Below are 15,299 nucleotides of genomic sequence, written 5' to 3'. Positions count from 1 at the left end.
CACAAGCACAAAAGTAACCAGAATTTTAACCTTATTTCGATTGCCATCATATTGTTGGATTTTCATCAACAATTTCAGTTAAAACCAACTGATTAAACCAGTCATATTCTCTGTTGTATTGATTGCTTATCATACAAAAATTTAACAAAATTAATTTTTATACATTTTTATTGCATAAAAAATCCTTTTGAGTAATATAAATGCCAAGTGACAATTAATGCGGTATGTCAGCATGACTATTCAGGTAAGCGGAATCAATAAATCCTATGGTGAGACACAAGTGCTTCACGATGTCAGCTTTAAGTGTGAAAGCGGCGAAACACTGGTGTTACTCGGTCCGAGTGGTGCAGGGAAGAGCTCTCTACTACGTGTTCTTAACCTTCTTGAAGGAGCGGATAACGGCCAGTTAAACATCGCTAATGACGCATTCGACTTTTCAACTGAAATCAAAGAGAAGCAAGGTTTAGCGCTTCGTCGTAAAGTGGGCATGGTGTTCCAACAGTACAACCTATGGCCGCATATGACAGTGATGGAGAACCTGATTGAGGCTCCGGTAAAAGTCGCTGGCATGGATAAAGAAGAAGCGAAGAAGCAGGCAATGCAAATTCTTGCGACGCTGCATTTGGCAGACAAAGCGGATGCATGGCCGATGCAACTTTCTGGTGGTCAGCAACAACGTGTGGCGATTGCTCGTGCGTTGATGATGAAACCGGAAGTCTTGCTTTTTGATGAACCGACCGCTGCGCTTGATCCGGAAATTACTAACCAAGTCGTTAAGATTATTAAAGATTTAAGCGAAACCGGAATTACACAAGTAGTTGTGACGCACGAAGTGGATTTCGCCAAGAAAATCGCTAGCCACGTACTGTATTTAGAAAAAGGACACATCGTTGAGCACGGCACAAATGATTCGTTTTCTAACCCGCAAACCGCCCAGTTTGCTGACTACTTAAATCACTAAATCACGTTTTTAAAGTTCAGTCTATTTAACAGATAAGCTCGGCTGTCATTGCGAGTGTCAGCCCACTAAGTACACACGGAGTATTGCAATGAAAAAGATTCTACTAGCTTCACTAATCGGACTTGTCTCAGCGAACGCAGCAGCACAAGAAGAGATCAAATTTGCGATGGAAGCGACGTACGCCCCATTCGAATACATGGATGAAAACAACCAAATCCAAGGTTTTGATGTGGATCTGGCGAACGCACTATGTAAAGAAATGGAAGCAAAATGCACCTTCCACAACCAATCTTTTGACAGCCTGATCCCTGCATTAAAATTCAAGCGTTACGATGCGGCTATCTCTGCAATGGATATTACTGACGCGCGTTTGGAGCAAGTGAACTTTTCTGACCCTTACTACGACAACTCAGCAGCGTTTGTTTCTATCAAAGAAAAAGTGGCCGATCAAAAAGCACTAGAAGGTAAGCGTGTTGGTGTTCAAAACGGTTCAACACACCAAAGCTACCTGATTGAGCAAATGCCAGGCGTAACAGCGGTTCCTTACTCAAGCTACCAGGACGCATTCATCGATATGAAGAATGGCCGTATTGATTCTGTATTCGGTGACACAGCAGTCGTAGCGGAATGGTTCAAGAAAGAAGACAACCTAGCGTACGTAGGTGAGCACGTTACTAACCCTAAATACTTCGGTAACGGTTTCGGTATCGCAGTAAACAAAGGTAACGACGAGCTAGTGAACAAGCTGAACACGGCACTGAAAACAGTGAAAGCGAACGGCGAATACGACGTAATCTACAACAAGTACTTCGGTAAGTAATATGGCACTAACGGGTTACTCTTTATCGCTTGTTCAAGCTAGTTGGATGACTGTCCAGCTAGCCTTTACAAGCCTTTTAGTCGGTTTGATTCTGGCAGTGGTATTCGCCAGTGGTGAAATGTCTCGCCGCGTTTTCGTTAAATGGCCAATGACGGCGTTTGTGACGATTGTACGTGGCTTGCCAGAAATCCTTGTCGTGTTGTTCATCTATTTTGGTTCGACGCAGGTTCTGTTTTTAATCACCGGCGATTTTATTGAAGTTAGCCCGTTCTTGTCTGGCGTGGTGGCGTTGTCATTGATCTTCGCTTCCTACGCTTCTCAAACTCTACGTGGTGCATTAAAAGCCGTTGGAAGAGGGCAGAGAGAAGCAGCAAGTGCACTCGGCATCAGTCAAGCACACGCTTTCGTTCGCATTGTTTTACCACAAGCAGTAAGACACGCACTACCAGGTTTAACTAACCAATGGTTGGTTCTGCTGAAAGACACCGCGCTTGTATCACTGATTGGCGTAACGGATTTGTTGAAACAAGCGCAGCTAACATCTGCAGCGACGCATGAAGCGTTTACATGGTACGCAACCGCTGCGGTGATTTACCTAGGCATTACTTTGATTACACAACGTGCCGTCAAACTGATTGATAAGAAGTTCTCAATTCAAGGCATGAGCATGGGACAGGAGGCGACCGCATGAACGAACAACACGTTTGGCAAATGCTGGATGGCTTAGGCACTAGCCTCCAATTGACCGCCGCTTCCTTGGTTGTGGGCTGTCTTTTAGCTCTGATGATGACGCTGACTCTGATCCTACGTACTCCGGGTTTGCATTGGGTAAGTCGTGGCATCATCACCTTGTTCACAGGTACGCCTTTGCTGGTACAGATCTTCTTGGTGTACTACGGTCCGGGTCAGTTTGATGCCGTAAGAGAAAGTGTATTCTGGACATGGTTAAGCCAACCTTGGTTCTGTGCGATGTTAGCGCTAGCACTCAATACCGCTGCATACAGCACTCAGTTGTTCAAAGGAGCGTTTAACGCGATTCCTTCTGGTCAATGGCAAGCGTGTCGTGCATTAGGTATGAACAAAACCGCAACACTAAAAGTGCTGCTGCCATACGCTATTCGTCGTGCGGTTCCGGCTTACTCGAACGAAGTGATTTTGGTCTTCAAAGGTACGTCACTAGCAAGCACGATTACGATCATGGATCTGATGGGCTACGCGCAACGCATTAACGCACAAACCTACGACACGTTGACGGTATTTGGTATTGCAGGCGCATTTTATTTAACGGTAAATGGTGTGCTGACTCTCATTTTCCGTCAGGTAGAGAAGAAAGCATTGGCGTTCGAAGCCGCATAAACCTTCAATCAACACTCATCACTTAGTTTCACAGTGCCTCTGCAAATGACTCTCTTGCAGGGGCATTTTTTATATTCGTTATGGCAAATCCCTCAAGTTCCACCAAACTTAATTCAACGTAATTGCATTGGTGGCACCATGGAAAGAAGACACTTTTTAGCGCTGTGGACATTGTTGTTCGTCCCCTCTTTAAAAGCGAAAACACCAATGCGGCCAACGCCAGCACAAACTGAAGGGCCATTTTATCCAGTAGTGAACATTCCTCTTCGTCAAAACTTGATTCTGCAAACAGAAGGTTTGGTCGGTGAAGCTATCGTGTTGCAAGGTAAAGTCGTAGATACATCGGGAAACCCTGTCTCGGGTATCAAAGTAGAAATCTGGCAATGCGATGGGCAGGGGATTTACGATCATCCTAAGCAGCCAAATAATGATAAGTTTGATGCTCACTTTGCAGGTTTTGGCGCGGTAGAAACTCAATCGGATGGTCGCTACTTATTCCAGACTTTGTACCCCGTGCCTTATGCCTCTCGTCCACCGCACATTCACGTTAAGTTGTGGCGGGATAACCAAGAGCTTCTGACCACTCAGTTGTACTTAAAAGGCAATACTGGTGATGAATGGTGGGGTGGCAAAGCCCGAGATTATCTACAGTTTGAAACCATACGAACCGACGGGCGATTAACTGGCCAATTTAACTTTGTGATTGGCTAGCTAATCCGGTTAAGCCATTAACTCAACCAATTGCGCCAAGCATTCTTTATCCAGTATCGGATGAGGCTCGACGCCCGTGACCAAAACGATATCCACGGAAGGTAGCGATGGCATATCGTCTAAGATCTTAAGATCCTCGCTAACGCTAATACTGCCCATCGCACCGATAGCCATGCCTGAACGTACAATTGCTCGTTGTGCAGAAGCCGTATTGCAACATGCCAGTAGTTGATAAGGAGTGCCACGTTTGGTTAATCCGTCTACTGCTGCCGCATGGTATTTACAGTCGGTTTGGAATAGGGCGAGAGGGAGAGGTTGGGCGTTCTCAATGTCAAAATCAGGATGAGCAATCCACACGCCTTTGTCGCTCGCTAGCCAATAACCTTCTTCACTATCCGGTGCTCTTGTCACAATAGCGGCGTCTAGCTTTCCTTCATCAAGTTTTTCTCTCAAGGTGATGCTCGGCTCACTAAAGACCTGAATCGAACATGTGGGCTCAGATCGCTGTAATACGCGGATGACTTTAGGCAAGATATTGTCGTTGTAATCTTCTGGGCAACCTAAGCGAAGAGGACGCTTATTTTCATAACGTTTCACCTGTTTCAGTGCTTGATTGTGCAAGCTAACCAATTGCTCTGCGTGAGAGCGTAGTGCTAATCCCGCTTCACTTAAGACAAGATTGCGACCTTCTTTTTCAAACAAACTGACGCTGAGTTCGTCTTCTAGCTTACGCATTTGCGCACTGAACGCGGATTGGGTGCGATTGATCTGCTTGGCTGCACGAGTGAAACTTCCCGTTTCGACAAAAGCCAGAAAGCTGCGTAACGCATCGATATCCATATCTAAAACTCATCCATCGTTTTTGTTGAAGTGTTCCATCAAAACTATCCGTTAGTCCCCTTAAATACAATCAGATATTGTGAATGGGTAATCAAAACACGAACCGCATGGAGGCGTCATGAAACTGTTTATTGCTAATCAAAACTACTCAAGCTGGTCACTGCGCGCATGGTTGATCTTTTCTCAATTCAAACTGGATGTGAAAGTCACCAAGCTCAAATTATTCACAGAAGATTTTTATAAGACCTTGGAAGGTATTACACCAACCGCGAAAGTACCTACCTTGGTGGATGGTGACGCAACCGTGTGGGATTCATTAGCGATTTTGGAATACGTTAACGAGCAATATTTACAAGGTAAAGCTTGGCCAAGCAACTCCGCAGAACGAGCTAAAGCACGCGCCATTGCATCAGAAATGCATTCGGGTTTCTTTGATTTAAGAAACGAACTCCCAATGAACATCCGCGCACACAGAAAAGTCGACTTAACGAAGGGTGCGCTTAAAGATATTGCTCGTATTGACGCCATTTGGGTAGAGCAAGCCAAGCTGTATCCCAACGGCTGGTTATTTGGAGAATGGTCGATTGCAGATGCTATGTATGCACCTGTGGCATTGCGTTTCCAAACTTACGGCATCGAGCTATCGGAAGGTGCCAAAGCATACCAACAGAAGGTGCTAGCAAGTGAATCTTTACAGCAATGGCTGGAAGAGGCGAGCCAAGAAACAGATATCGTAGAAGAGGACGAGGCAGGGGAAGAAGTATAAGCGCATCTTGCGATCGCCTGTAGCAAGGGAAAGCATGACAAAGCACGCTTTCCTCTTCTAGGATGGTTGTCGTTTCCGGCGCGTTTAAGCTAGGTGTTCAACAATCGCTCTGCCTACGCCGTGTGCGCTCGTTGGGTTTTGACCTGTGATGACACGATCATCCACAATTACAAACTCTTGCCAAGGTTGCACTTTAGAGTAGCGCGCTGCGCTGCGTGCAAGAGATTCTTCCAATAGGAATGGGATATCGTTGATGGTGCCGAAGTCGATCTCTTCTTCGCGAGTGAAACCTGTCACTGATTTAGACGCAAGTAGCTTCTCGCCATTGCTAAGCGTGATAGGAAGAAGAGCGCCCGGACCATGACAAACTGCTGCCACAATACCGCCATCTTCATAGTGTTTTGCGGAAATCTTGGCAAAATCTTCGTTGCTCGCTAGGTCTGAAAGAAGACCAAAGCCACCCGGATAGAAGATCGCATCATAGTTGTCACCGTTGATTTGTGATACTGGAATCGTGTTGTTGATGCGGTTCTGGAAATCATCATCCGCCAAAATTTTCTCGTTGACTGCGTCGCCTTCGATGTCGGTTCCGTACAGTGGTGCTTGTCCACCTTTGATAGAGGCAATGTCGTAATCGAAGCCTGCACCTAGTAGCTCGCTAAGGGCATGAGTGAGCTCTGGCGCGTAAGTTCCGTTTGCTTGGTCAGTTTCACCAAGAGTCGCATGGTTCGTCACAATGATGAGTACTTTCTTCATGATGGTTTCCTTTTTGGCTTACGTGTATTTGTTGAACACCTTCATACTAATTGCTAAACAAATAAGTGATAATACGATTAATTGGCAAAACATTATTGCTATATAGCAAAGGTAAGTATGGACAGTTTTGAAGGCATCAATGAGTTTGTTACGGTTGCTGAGAGCTTAGGGTTTTCTGCAGCGGCAAAACAGTTAGGTTGCAGTACCAGTCATGTCAGTCGCCAAGTCACAAGATTAGAAGAGCGATTAGGTGTCGCTTTGTTAGCCCGTTCGACAAGAATGGTGAGTCTAACGGAAGCGGGGCAAGCGTATTATCAGCAGTGTAAAGAATTGGTGATTGGGCTTCAGCAAGCCAATGAACAGCTCACCACGCAGCAAACTCAGTTGAGTGGTACGTTACGCGTGAGTGCCGCTGGTGCGTTTTCTGAGAACCATGTAGCGCCTGCCTTGATGGCGTTTGCCAAGCAACATCCTAATCTCACGGTTGAAATTAACTTCAACACCAGCATGGTCAACTTTATTGAAGATGGTTTCGATTTTGCCATTCGTTACGGCAGGTTGAGTGATTCAGGCTTGGTTGCGAGAAAGCTGGTGGATCGTCCCATGGCAGCGGCAGCCAGTCAGCGTTATCTCGATGAACATGGTTTACCAACGCACCCAGAGCAACTCAAGCGTCATAGCTGCATTATTGCCAATAAGGACGTTTGGTTGTTTGAAAAAGACGGCAAGCCTTTAGATGGCGTAAAAGTGCAGGGCAGATGGAAGAGCAATAACGCACACACGGTCTTGCAAGCCTGTGCAGAAGGATTAGGTGTGGCGTACTTACCGAAGAGCAGTTTCAACGGTGCTATTTCGTCTGGTCGTTTGGTGCCAATCCTAGAGCCCTATTGGGGAAGTGGTAACAGCAGCTGGATTGTTTATCAGAATCGTCACTTTCTGCCACTACGAGCGCGATTGGCTATCGACTTCTTGCTTGATCATTTTGCCGATTGGCAGGAGTAATGAGGCTCTGCCAATCGGTTTGTTTATCCATTTGTTAGATCGTCAACATACTAACGTATCTACATGTTTTGATAGCTCGGTCCACCGCCGCCTTCTGGTGCTTTCCATGTGATGTTTTGTGAAGGATCTTTGATGTCACAGGTTTTGCAATGCACACAGTTGGCGGCATTTATCTGAAACTTCAACTTATTGTTCACTTCCACCACTTCGTAAACCCCAGCGGGGCAATAGCGCTGACTTGGTTCGTCATACATACCTAAATTCACATCAATTGGAATGTGAGGGTAAGTCAGAACCAGGTGACAAGGTTGATTCTCTTCGTGCTGTGTTCCCGACAAAAATACCGACGAAGGCTTATCAAAACTGATTTCACCATCTGGTTTTGGGTATGCAATTGGGTGGCACTCTTGTTTAGGCTTTAACTGCTCATGATCGTGCGAATAGTCCTTGATAGACCAAGGTAACGGCTTCTTAACCAGTGGTTGCCACAGGTTGTGTTCAAAAGTCGAAAGAGCACCGCCAAGTATGCTGCCAAACTTATGAATGTTCGCGCCAAAGTTACGCGTTTCGGCGAGTTCGTCATACAACCATGATGATTCAAACAACGACTGGTAGTCTGGCTCAGAAGCTCCAGTTTGTCGGGCCGTATGTACCGCTTCTGCTGCAATGATTCCGGACTTCATTGCTGTGTGGCTGCCTTTAATTTTTGCGACGTTCAAAGTCCCCGCATCACAACCAATCAATAAACCGCCAGGGAATTGCTGTCTCGGCAGAGAGGAAAGTCCACCTTTCGCAATGGCTCTTGCGCCGTAAGCGATGCGTTGAGCACCTTTCAAATGTGGTTCAATAGCCGGATGGTGCTTAAAGCGTTGAAATTCGTCAAACGGACTCAAGTAAGGATTGCTGTAATTCAAGTCGACAATAAGCCCGACGGCGATTTGGTTGTTCTCCATGTGATAGAGAAAACCGCCGCCTGTGGTATTTGTTTCACTCAAGGGCCAGCCAGCGGCGTGGATAACACTGCCAGATACATCCTTGCTGTCAGTGGGTAACTCCCATATCTCTTTTAGGCCAAGCGCGTAGTGCTGTGGTTGCTTTCCTGCGTCTAGGTCGAACCTTTGAATAAGTTCTTTACCCAGATGTCCGCGACAACCTTCAGCAAAAAGGGTGTATTTTGCCCTTAGCTCGATACCTGGTTCAAAGTTAGGTTTGGCCTGGCCGTTCTTATCTAGTCCCATATCGCTCGTGTTAATGCCTGTCACGGCGCCAGTCTGATCATAATTGATGCTTGCAGCGGCAAAGCCCGGAAAAACTTCCACCCCAAGATTTTCTGCTTGGTTAGCGAGCCAACGGCAAAGGTTGGCAAGGCTAATTACGTAATTATTCTCGCCATTTATCATTGGACGCGGTGTAAGGAAGTGGGGAACGCGAATATGGTTTTGTTCAGTAGTAAGATAAAGGAAATTATCTCGTTGAACCGAGGCTGCTAGCGGGGCCTCCATTTCTTTCCAATTGGGGAAAAGCTCATCTAAGGCACTAGTTTCAAAAACAGCGCCAGATAAAATATGTGCGCCCACTTCTGAGCCTTTTTCTACAACGCAAATTGAAAGTGCGTCACCTTCACTGTCTTGGCTGAGTTGAGCTAGCCGACAAGCGGCGCTTAAGCCTGCAGGTCCGGCCCCCACGATCACGACATCAAACTCCATGCATTCTCGTTCCATCTCTATGCTTCCTTTCTATTATCGTCATCTGCGTGACAGGTTTTTGGTTTCCATACAGAAAACTATAGCTCAGTTGACGTTAACGTGAAGTGGACTAAGCTCAAGTAATGGATCTGACGTGTTATATGAGGCATGACCATGGAAGACCGACCATTAGCAACACTTGTGCTCGCAGAGCATGACAACCAATCGTTGGCTGTAGGGACGCTGTGTGCAATTAAAGCGGCATTTGAGATTAAGGATGATGATAAATCGCTTCCTGTTTCTGTGTTGCTTATTGGTTATCAGTGCCAATCAGTTTTGGATGAGTTGAATTGTGTTCAAGGTGTTGCAGAAATTATCTGGGTTGATGCGAAGGGATATGAACATGGATTAGCGGAAAATATCGCACCTTTGATCTCACAAGTAGCCAAAAACTACTCACACATTCTTTCTCCTGCCAGTACATTTGGTAAGAATGTGATGCCTCGTGTGGCGGCGTTGCTTAATGTTGGTCAACTTTCTGACGTGATGACAATCGAGTCTATCGATACGGTGATTCGTCCAATTTATGCTGGAAATGCATTGGCGAGAGTCACGTCGAATGATCCCTATAAAGTGATGACCATAAGAAGTACGGCTTTTGATGCCGCAGAGTTATCTGACACGCCAGTTGTCCCTAAGCTTACTCAAGTCGACACGGTGATTATCAATAAACTTAGTGAGTTTGTTTCGCAACAAACGCCAGAAAGTGAGCGACCAGAATTGCCAGCGGCTAGAGTAGTAGTGTCGGGTGGTCGTGCATTCGGGAGTAAAGAGAAGTTTGTTTTAGTAGAACAATTGGCTGACAAGCTAGGTGGAGCGGTAGGGGCGTCACGAGCGGCGGTCGATGCGGGCTATGTGTCTAATGACCATCAAGTTGGGCAAACCGGCAAAATTGTTGCACCGGAGTTATACATTGCCGTCGGAATTTCTGGCGCGATCCAGCATTTGGCGGGAATGAAAGATTCCAAGGTGATTGTTGCAATTAATAGCGATCCTGATGCGCCTATTTTTGACATTGCAGATTATGGATTGGTCGGCGATTTGTTTGTGGTAATGCCTGAGCTGTTAGAGAAGCTGTAGATATAGTCTTGTTCCCTAAAACAAAAGGCTTCCAAATTGGAAGCCTTTATCATTTGATTTTTATAAGTTACTTTTCGCTCGGACGTTGCAGGTGCTCTGCAAGTACTTTCGTAAACCTTGCAGCTTCACCACCAGTACAAGCGCGATGATCAAACGTTACGGATAGCGGCATTGCTTTCACCGAAATTGCTTGACCGTTTCTTATCACTACTCGGTCGAGTATTCGGCCCGCGCCGACAATAGCGACTTGTGGCGGTGTGACGACAGGTGTTGCGTAAATACCGGCAATCGCGCCGAAGTTGGAAAGCGTAATCGTCGCGTGCTGCAATTGCTCACGACCGATTTTTCTCTCTCTGATCCCTTCAACGGTTTGATCGAGCCAACGACGAACATCTTGTGGCTCGTATTCATCTGCGTGGCGCAAGACTGGTACGTACAATCCATGACGGCTATCTACTGCAATTCCTACATTGACCGTTGTGTGTACACAGCGTGTCATGGTTTCGGCATCAAACCAAGCGTTTAAAGCAGGCTCTTCTTGACACGCATGAACAATCGCTTGAACAAGGCGGATACTGATATCTTCGTTTGGCAGCCAATCTTCCAACAACGCTTCTTCCGTAATGGTTACGGCGGCAACATGTTCGTGCGATTCGGTCATAGACGATACCATGGTACGTCGAGCACCTTTCAAAACTTCGGTGCCTGGACGCTGTTTTCCGGCTTCGTCGTAAATATCGGCATCTACGATAAGTCCGTTCGGGCCACTACCTGACACGAGGTTAAGATCTACCCCAAGTTTTTGTGCCAACAAGCGAGCCGAAGGCAGGGCGGTAACGAGGTTACTTTCTGTCGTGTTGTGGTTGCCACCAATCCAGAAATCATCAACGTTTACATGATGCGCTTGGTGAGAAACGCTGCCGACGACGGTTGCGGCGTCAGCAGTGGCTTTTTTCTCTGCCGTTACTTCTCTCCCGGCACCTGTTTCATCAATCTCTAGCAGTAATGCACCAATATTGACGATTTCACCTTCCTCACCATGACGGCTGACCACACGGCCCGAATAAGGGGCAGGGACGTCTACCGTCGCTTTTGCTGTCTCTACGGTTAAGATCACTTGATCTAATTTAACCATGTCTCCGACATTAACGTGCCATTTCACAATTTCTGACTCAGCGAGACCTTCACCGAGATCGGGTAAATTAAACGTCTTCATTTCCAATCCTCCACGAGTTCGCGCGCCGCGGTCACAATGTCTTCTTCCTGAACCATGAAATAATCTTCGTTACGGTAATAAGGCATAATGGTGTCCATTCCAGTTACTCGTTTAGGTGGGGCTTTAAGTAAGCACATGGCGTGTTCAGCGGTTCGAGCTAATAGCTCAGATCCCACACCACAAGTTTTACTCGCTTCATGAACAACGAGTAAACGTCCAGTTTTTTCTAGTGAGCTGAAAATCGTCGCGGTATCAATTGGCTTAATACTCGCCAAATCAATCACCTCGACTTCAATTCCCTGACTAGACAAGGTTTGTGCGGCCTGAAGTGACTCTACGACGCATGCGCCCCAAGTAACGAGCGTGATATCTCGCCCCTTACGTAAGGTGAAGCAGGTGTCGAGTGGTAGTGCTTCGCCGTTATCGACTACTTCAGATTTAACGGTGCGATATATGCGCTTCGGTTCGAAGAACATGATGGGATCATTGCTTCTAATTGCGGCGAGAAGTAAGCCGTATGCGCGTTGTGGTGAAGAAGGAATCACCACTTTAAATCCAGCAGTGTGAGCAAATAGCGCTTCCACGCTTTCTGAGTGGTGTTCCGGAGCGTGGATACCGCCGCCAAATGGCGCACGGAAAACCGCGGGACAAGTGAGCCGACCGCGAGTTCTGTTACGCATTCGAGCCGCGTGGCACATTAAGTGCTCCATCGCAGGAAAAACGAAACCTTGAAACTGAAATTCGGCGACAGGTCGTAATCCTTGCGTTGCCATACCGACCGCAACCCCGCCGATTAAGGCTTCAGCGAGTGGCGTATCGATGACTCGTTTAAGACCAAACTCTTGCTTGAGTCCAACAGTGGCACGAAATACACCACCATTATCGCCCACGTCTTCACCTAATACGACAACATTGGGGTCTTGTTGCATTTCGTGGTGCAGGGCAAGGTTTACTGCTTCAACCAACGTTAGCTCAGCCATGTCTGCCTCCCTGCATTCTCATTGCCTTGTTGATGAGTTCATCTCTTTGTGCATGAAGCTCTTGAGGTAGCGATTCATACAAATAATCGAAACCGGTTTCTGGTGCTTGTGGCGGTAAGCTCAGATAGCGTTCAACAGCTAACTCTACTTGCTCTTTACAGTAATCTAGCCATTGCTGTTCTTGTTCGTCGCTCCAAGCGCCTTGATTAAGGAGGTACGTTTTAAGACGTGCGATAGGTTCGTATTGCCATGCGGTTTGAACATCATCTTCTTTACGATAACGAGTCGCATCATCGGCCGTAGTGTGGTCACTCAGTCGGTAACTCACCGCTTCGATGAGTGTTGCGCCTTTCCCTTTTCTTGCTCTCTCAAGGGCGGTTTTAGTTGCATCATAAACGGCGACGACATCGTTACCATCGACAGTAATACCCGGTATACCTGCACCTTGCGCTTTTTCTGATAAGAAATCGGCGGCACATTGGAGACTACGCGGCACTGAAATTGCCCACTGGTTATTGTTTACGACGAAAACAAGTGGAATATTCCAAGTACCTGCGCAGTTTATTGACTCAAGAAAGTCCCCTTTGGATGTACCACCATCGCCGCACATGACTAGCGCAGCTTCATGGTTACCTTGAATTTTTAGCGCGGAAGCCACCCCGACAGCATGCGTACATTGCGTCGCTATGGGTACACAGTAGGGAAGGTCTCGGCTAGGAACCGGACTTCCTTCAGGAGCAAAATCACTCCCGCGCTCATCGCCACCCCAGTATTGAAGGTTCTTTTCCATGCCAATGCCACGACACCACATCGCAGGCATATCGCGGTAGTAAGGGACAAACACATCATCGGCTTTAAGTGCTCTGCCGACCGCAATGCCTATGGCTTCCGCGCCTAAGTGTGAGGGATAGGTCCCTAGCTTACCGGTGCGTTGCAAGGCAACTGCTTTGTTGTCGTAAGTGCGAGTTAATACCATGTCTCGGTAAAACCCGACCAATGTTTCAGTGTCAGCCCAGTTGGGTAGTTGGCCGACGAGGTCCCCACGATGGTCGATAAACCGATGCATGGGTAATGCCTGAACGTTCATCTCAAGCTCCTTTTGACGCTGCGGGTCTTTTGGACTGCAGCTGTTCATACAAAACCAGAGTTTGTATGGGTACTCAAACTCTGATATCAGCGCAAAGGCCATACCTAAGGTTGCGTGTGCTTTCGATAGCGGTAGGCATCTGTTCGTCCCTTAAACTATTTGTCGATAACATCGCTGCGATTATTTCACCGCAAGATACAGAGAAAGGCTTTTCTGTATCTAACCCTCTAACTAAATCGTGGTATAGCCAGATACAATAAGTGTAAACAAATTGTTAAATTATGCTTCATTTTGACTTTCGCTCAGTAGTAAAGTTTTGCTTACACCCTGATTTTGCAGAGTAATATGCTGCTATTTTGTTGGTGGTATTTTTAAACTCGAATTTAATTACTGGTTAATGAAACATATTTGCAACAAAATTTGGCTGTAAAATTTGACAAAGTGAGTCATTATTAATGAATCAACTCAAACAGTTGCTATATGATGAATTGCAAATTTTTGTTGTGCTCGAAGCCTCGACCTTATGAGAATGCATAACTTCTTCCCAACTGAGTGGAATCAAGGTAGGGTGACGGCATTACAAATGTATACCCTCGGCAGTCCTTGAGCTTATCCAAAGTAGGTAGTGCTCAAGTGGAAGTGATTATGGAGAAGTTATGTACCACGCTCATGTTTATTTTCCCCTAAGAGAACAAGATAAAGCGCAAGCCTTGAACGAGATCATCCGTCAAGAGCGTCAAGATGTGCTGCGTGTGTTTCCATTAGTTGGAAGGTTAGTTGGCCCACACAAGATGCCGATGTTTGAAATTCACCTAGAATCATTGAGTGAAGAGTTCTTGGCGTGGCTTGATACGATTCGAGGCGATTTTTCTGTGCTTATTCACCCAGTAAGCGAAGAAGAGTTGCTCGATCACACAGAACGCGCGATTTGGTTGGGCAGAGAGATTGGTGTATTTGAAGAAAAGTTAGAGAAATAGTTGCTCCTCTCGCCCATGCATGACCGCTTTGAATCCTTCTCTTCTCATTGCGGTCGCAGCTTCTGCTTAACGCCTCATCTTCATTGATGGGTGCGGAATCCCTATCTTACGCTTTGCTGTAGCTATTTTTGTGCTAAACCTAAAAGTAGGCTTTCGAACTTCACACAAAGCGTGAAAATGTCGCTGTTTAGTATGCCGTTGAATGAATTTTGGTGGTAATAAAATAATAAGTCTTTGATAAATCAAATAGGTATAGCAGGGAAGTGCAGTTTACGACCCCAACGCCATTGGCAGTGGCGCCGATAATTTCTGAGGGGGAAGGGTATGTTTTCAATACTCTTGGTTATACTTGCACTCTATATATTTTGGCTGTTGTTTCGCAACGGGCCTGAGTTTGCCGGGCGTACCGCCCAAAAAAAACGTGACTGGGTTGGGCCTACCGCCAACAAAGAAGAGTGGCGAGGATTTTGTACGGATGTATTTCAGCCGTTCAGTTCTCAAACGACTTTCTACGCCATTGCTTATTTTGCCAATTACGTAGCAGCAGCGAACGCAATATCTTGGTCAACGATATACGAAGGCGATTATCCGGTCATCATAAGCCGATTTGGTAGCTACTTCATTTTAAGCACGCATGATGCACTGGTCGTAGCTGGGTTTATTGCGCTTGCTTTCTTTATCATTAATTGGCAACTTGCCATGCGCTGCTCTGGTATTCTTAGCCAGTATCTAGTGCGGATTCTTATTATTAATCAAAAGCGCTTTGTCGCGATTAGCTTGGTGTTTTGCAGCTACTTTTCGTACCTACTGACGCTTGGTATATTCTGGCTGTTCCATGATGGGTATTCAATCTGGCATGGATTAATGCTTAGCCCCGTGTTCCTGTTGTTAGCTTTACTGGTAGCGGTTGTTGTGCCATCTGCAAAAAGAGAAAGTAGTGTACCTTAGATAGATTTTCCACGTTAAATTACACTTGATTTTGGGATAGTAATTCTTATGCCA

General features: G+C 46.3%; 17 protein-coding genes. 11 read left to right on the top strand and 6 right to left on the bottom strand.

The window, feature by feature from the left end; genetic code table 11:
• Positions 1-232 precede the first annotated feature (232 nt).
• The 5 genes from artP to R8269_RS04325 all read left to right on the top strand — a co-directional run bounded on the left by artP (position 233) and on the right by R8269_RS04325 (position 3,848).
• On the top strand, positions 233-961 hold the full coding sequence (gene artP, locus R8269_RS04345; RefSeq protein WP_017634245.1) for an arginine ABC transporter ATP-binding protein ArtP: 729 nt from the start codon (positions 233-235) through the stop codon (positions 959-961).
• An 88-nt stretch (positions 962-1,049) separates the two neighbouring features.
• Entirely contained in the window at positions 1,050-1,781 is a 732-nt protein-coding gene (locus R8269_RS04340) for an arginine ABC transporter substrate-binding protein (RefSeq protein WP_005443853.1), read from the top strand.
• A 1-nt stretch (position 1,782) separates the two neighbouring features.
• Positions 1,783-2,472 (top strand): arginine ABC transporter permease ArtQ, encoded by a 690-nt coding sequence (gene artQ / locus R8269_RS04335; RefSeq protein WP_042521067.1) that lies wholly within the window; start codon positions 1,783-1,785, stop codon positions 2,470-2,472.
• Entirely contained in the window at positions 2,469-3,137 is a 669-nt protein-coding gene (artM, locus tag R8269_RS04330; RefSeq protein WP_005388569.1) for an arginine ABC transporter permease ArtM, read from the top strand. The genes artQ and artM overlap by 4 nt, the downstream gene beginning before the upstream one ends.
• A gap of 138 nt (positions 3,138-3,275) precedes the next feature.
• The gene (locus R8269_RS04325; protein WP_042521065.1) at positions 3,276-3,848 is read left to right on the top strand and encodes a protocatechuate 3,4-dioxygenase; all 573 of its coding nucleotides are present in this window, start codon (positions 3,276-3,278) and stop codon (positions 3,846-3,848) included.
• Positions 3,849-3,857: 9 nt separating this feature from the next.
• Here the strand turns inward: R8269_RS04325 and R8269_RS04320 are convergent, their stop codons facing one another.
• Positions 3,858-4,688: a LysR family transcriptional regulator gene (locus R8269_RS04320; protein ID WP_238972444.1), complete on the bottom strand. Its 831-nt coding sequence runs from the start codon at positions 4,686-4,688 to the stop codon at positions 3,858-3,860.
• Positions 4,689-4,806: 118 nt separating this feature from the next.
• On the opposite strand from R8269_RS04320, the gene R8269_RS04315 reads away from it, so the two are divergent.
• Positions 4,807-5,454: a glutathione S-transferase family protein gene (locus tag R8269_RS04315; protein WP_238972443.1), complete on the top strand. Its 648-nt coding sequence runs from the start codon at positions 4,807-4,809 to the stop codon at positions 5,452-5,454.
• 84 nt (positions 5,455-5,538) lie between these two features.
• On the opposite strand, the gene R8269_RS04310 is transcribed toward R8269_RS04315, so the two are convergent.
• Positions 5,539-6,210 carry a type 1 glutamine amidotransferase domain-containing protein gene (locus R8269_RS04310; protein WP_005388562.1) on the bottom strand — a complete coding sequence of 224 codons (672 nt, stop codon included), beginning with the start codon at positions 6,208-6,210 and terminating at the stop codon, positions 5,539-5,541.
• Between the two features lie 117 nt (positions 6,211-6,327).
• On the opposite strand from R8269_RS04310, the gene R8269_RS04305 reads away from it, so the two are divergent.
• Positions 6,328-7,212, top strand: coding sequence for a LysR family transcriptional regulator (locus R8269_RS04305; RefSeq protein WP_238972442.1), 885 nt, complete (start codon positions 6,328-6,330; stop codon positions 7,210-7,212).
• 59 nt (positions 7,213-7,271) lie between these two features.
• Here R8269_RS04305 and R8269_RS04300 read toward each other — a convergent pair whose 3' ends face one another.
• Positions 7,272-8,933 (bottom strand): electron transfer flavoprotein-ubiquinone oxidoreductase, encoded by a 1,662-nt coding sequence (locus R8269_RS04300; RefSeq protein WP_238972441.1) that lies wholly within the window; start codon positions 8,931-8,933, stop codon positions 7,272-7,274.
• Between the two features lie 138 nt (positions 8,934-9,071).
• On the opposite strand from R8269_RS04300, the gene R8269_RS04295 reads away from it, so the two are divergent.
• The gene (locus R8269_RS04295; RefSeq protein ID WP_005375829.1) at positions 9,072-10,037 is read left to right on the top strand and encodes an electron transfer flavoprotein subunit alpha/FixB family protein; all 966 of its coding nucleotides are present in this window, start codon (positions 9,072-9,074) and stop codon (positions 10,035-10,037) included.
• Between the two features lie 67 nt (positions 10,038-10,104).
• Here the strand turns inward: R8269_RS04295 and R8269_RS04290 are convergent, their stop codons facing one another.
• The 3 genes from R8269_RS04290 to pdhA are packed head-to-tail and all read right to left on the bottom strand — an operon-like array spanning position 10,105 to position 13,320.
• Positions 10,105-11,253, bottom strand: a complete 1,149-nt coding sequence (locus tag R8269_RS04290) for a dihydrolipoamide acetyltransferase family protein (protein WP_005375831.1) — start codon at positions 11,251-11,253, stop codon at positions 10,105-10,107.
• Complete coding sequence (locus tag R8269_RS04285; protein ID WP_005375834.1) at positions 11,250-12,233, bottom strand: alpha-ketoacid dehydrogenase subunit beta; 984 nt, start codon at positions 12,231-12,233, stop codon at positions 11,250-11,252. Before R8269_RS04285 ends, R8269_RS04290 begins: the two co-directional genes overlap by 4 nt.
• The gene (pdhA, locus tag R8269_RS04280; RefSeq protein WP_025998586.1) at positions 12,226-13,320 is read right to left on the bottom strand and encodes a pyruvate dehydrogenase (acetyl-transferring) E1 component subunit alpha; all 1,095 of its coding nucleotides are present in this window, start codon (positions 13,318-13,320) and stop codon (positions 12,226-12,228) included. Before pdhA ends, R8269_RS04285 begins: the two co-directional genes overlap by 8 nt.
• 65 nt (positions 13,321-13,385) lie before the next feature.
• Here pdhA and R8269_RS04275 point away from each other — a divergent pair, with 65 nt between their 5' ends.
• From R8269_RS04275 to R8269_RS04265, 3 genes are all read left to right on the top strand, one after another.
• Positions 13,386-13,580, top strand: coding sequence for a hypothetical protein (locus R8269_RS04275; RefSeq protein ID WP_152560954.1), 195 nt, complete (start codon positions 13,386-13,388; stop codon positions 13,578-13,580).
• A 396-nt stretch (positions 13,581-13,976) separates the two neighbouring features.
• Positions 13,977-14,297: a DOPA 4,5-dioxygenase family protein gene (locus R8269_RS04270; RefSeq protein ID WP_005375836.1), complete on the top strand. Its 321-nt coding sequence runs from the start codon at positions 13,977-13,979 to the stop codon at positions 14,295-14,297.
• Between the two features lie 324 nt (positions 14,298-14,621).
• The gene (locus R8269_RS04265) at positions 14,622-15,245 is read left to right on the top strand and encodes a hypothetical protein (RefSeq protein WP_005375837.1); all 624 of its coding nucleotides are present in this window, start codon (positions 14,622-14,624) and stop codon (positions 15,243-15,245) included.
• Positions 15,246-15,299: the final 54 nt, after the last annotated feature.

The sequence above is a fragment of the Vibrio sp. Vb0667 genome, assembly GCF_033391095.1.
This window is presented reverse-complemented; position numbering and strand designations above follow the sequence as displayed.

Coding starts and splice junctions, on each gene's coding strand:
- artP (WP_017634245.1), top strand. CDS start 233: ATGACTATTCAGGTAAGCGGAATCAATAAATCCTATGGTGAGACACAA.
- R8269_RS04340 (WP_005443853.1), top strand. CDS start 1,050: ATGAAAAAGATTCTACTAGCTTCACTAATCGGACTTGTCTCAGCGAAC.
- artQ (WP_042521067.1), top strand. CDS start 1,783: ATGGCACTAACGGGTTACTCTTTATCGCTTGTTCAAGCTAGTTGGATG.
- artM (WP_005388569.1), top strand. CDS start 2,469: ATGAACGAACAACACGTTTGGCAAATGCTGGATGGCTTAGGCACTAGC.
- R8269_RS04325 (WP_042521065.1), top strand. CDS start 3,276: ATGGAAAGAAGACACTTTTTAGCGCTGTGGACATTGTTGTTCGTCCCC.
- R8269_RS04320 (WP_238972444.1), bottom strand. CDS start 4,688: ATGGATATCGATGCGTTACGCAGCTTTCTGGCTTTTGTCGAAACGGGA.
- R8269_RS04315 (WP_238972443.1), top strand. CDS start 4,807: ATGAAACTGTTTATTGCTAATCAAAACTACTCAAGCTGGTCACTGCGC.
- R8269_RS04310 (WP_005388562.1), bottom strand. CDS start 6,210: ATGAAGAAAGTACTCATCATTGTGACGAACCATGCGACTCTTGGTGAA.
- R8269_RS04305 (WP_238972442.1), top strand. CDS start 6,328: ATGGACAGTTTTGAAGGCATCAATGAGTTTGTTACGGTTGCTGAGAGC.
- R8269_RS04300 (WP_238972441.1), bottom strand. CDS start 8,933: ATGGAACGAGAATGCATGGAGTTTGATGTCGTGATCGTGGGGGCCGGA.
- R8269_RS04295 (WP_005375829.1), top strand. CDS start 9,072: ATGGAAGACCGACCATTAGCAACACTTGTGCTCGCAGAGCATGACAAC.
- R8269_RS04290 (WP_005375831.1), bottom strand. CDS start 11,253: ATGAAGACGTTTAATTTACCCGATCTCGGTGAAGGTCTCGCTGAGTCA.
- R8269_RS04285 (WP_005375834.1), bottom strand. CDS start 12,233: ATGGCTGAGCTAACGTTGGTTGAAGCAGTAAACCTTGCCCTGCACCAC.
- pdhA (WP_025998586.1), bottom strand. CDS start 13,320: ATGAACGTTCAGGCATTACCCATGCATCGGTTTATCGACCATCGTGGG.
- R8269_RS04275 (WP_152560954.1), top strand. CDS start 13,386: ATGGGTACTCAAACTCTGATATCAGCGCAAAGGCCATACCTAAGGTTG.
- R8269_RS04270 (WP_005375836.1), top strand. CDS start 13,977: ATGTACCACGCTCATGTTTATTTTCCCCTAAGAGAACAAGATAAAGCG.
- R8269_RS04265 (WP_005375837.1), top strand. CDS start 14,622: ATGTTTTCAATACTCTTGGTTATACTTGCACTCTATATATTTTGGCTG.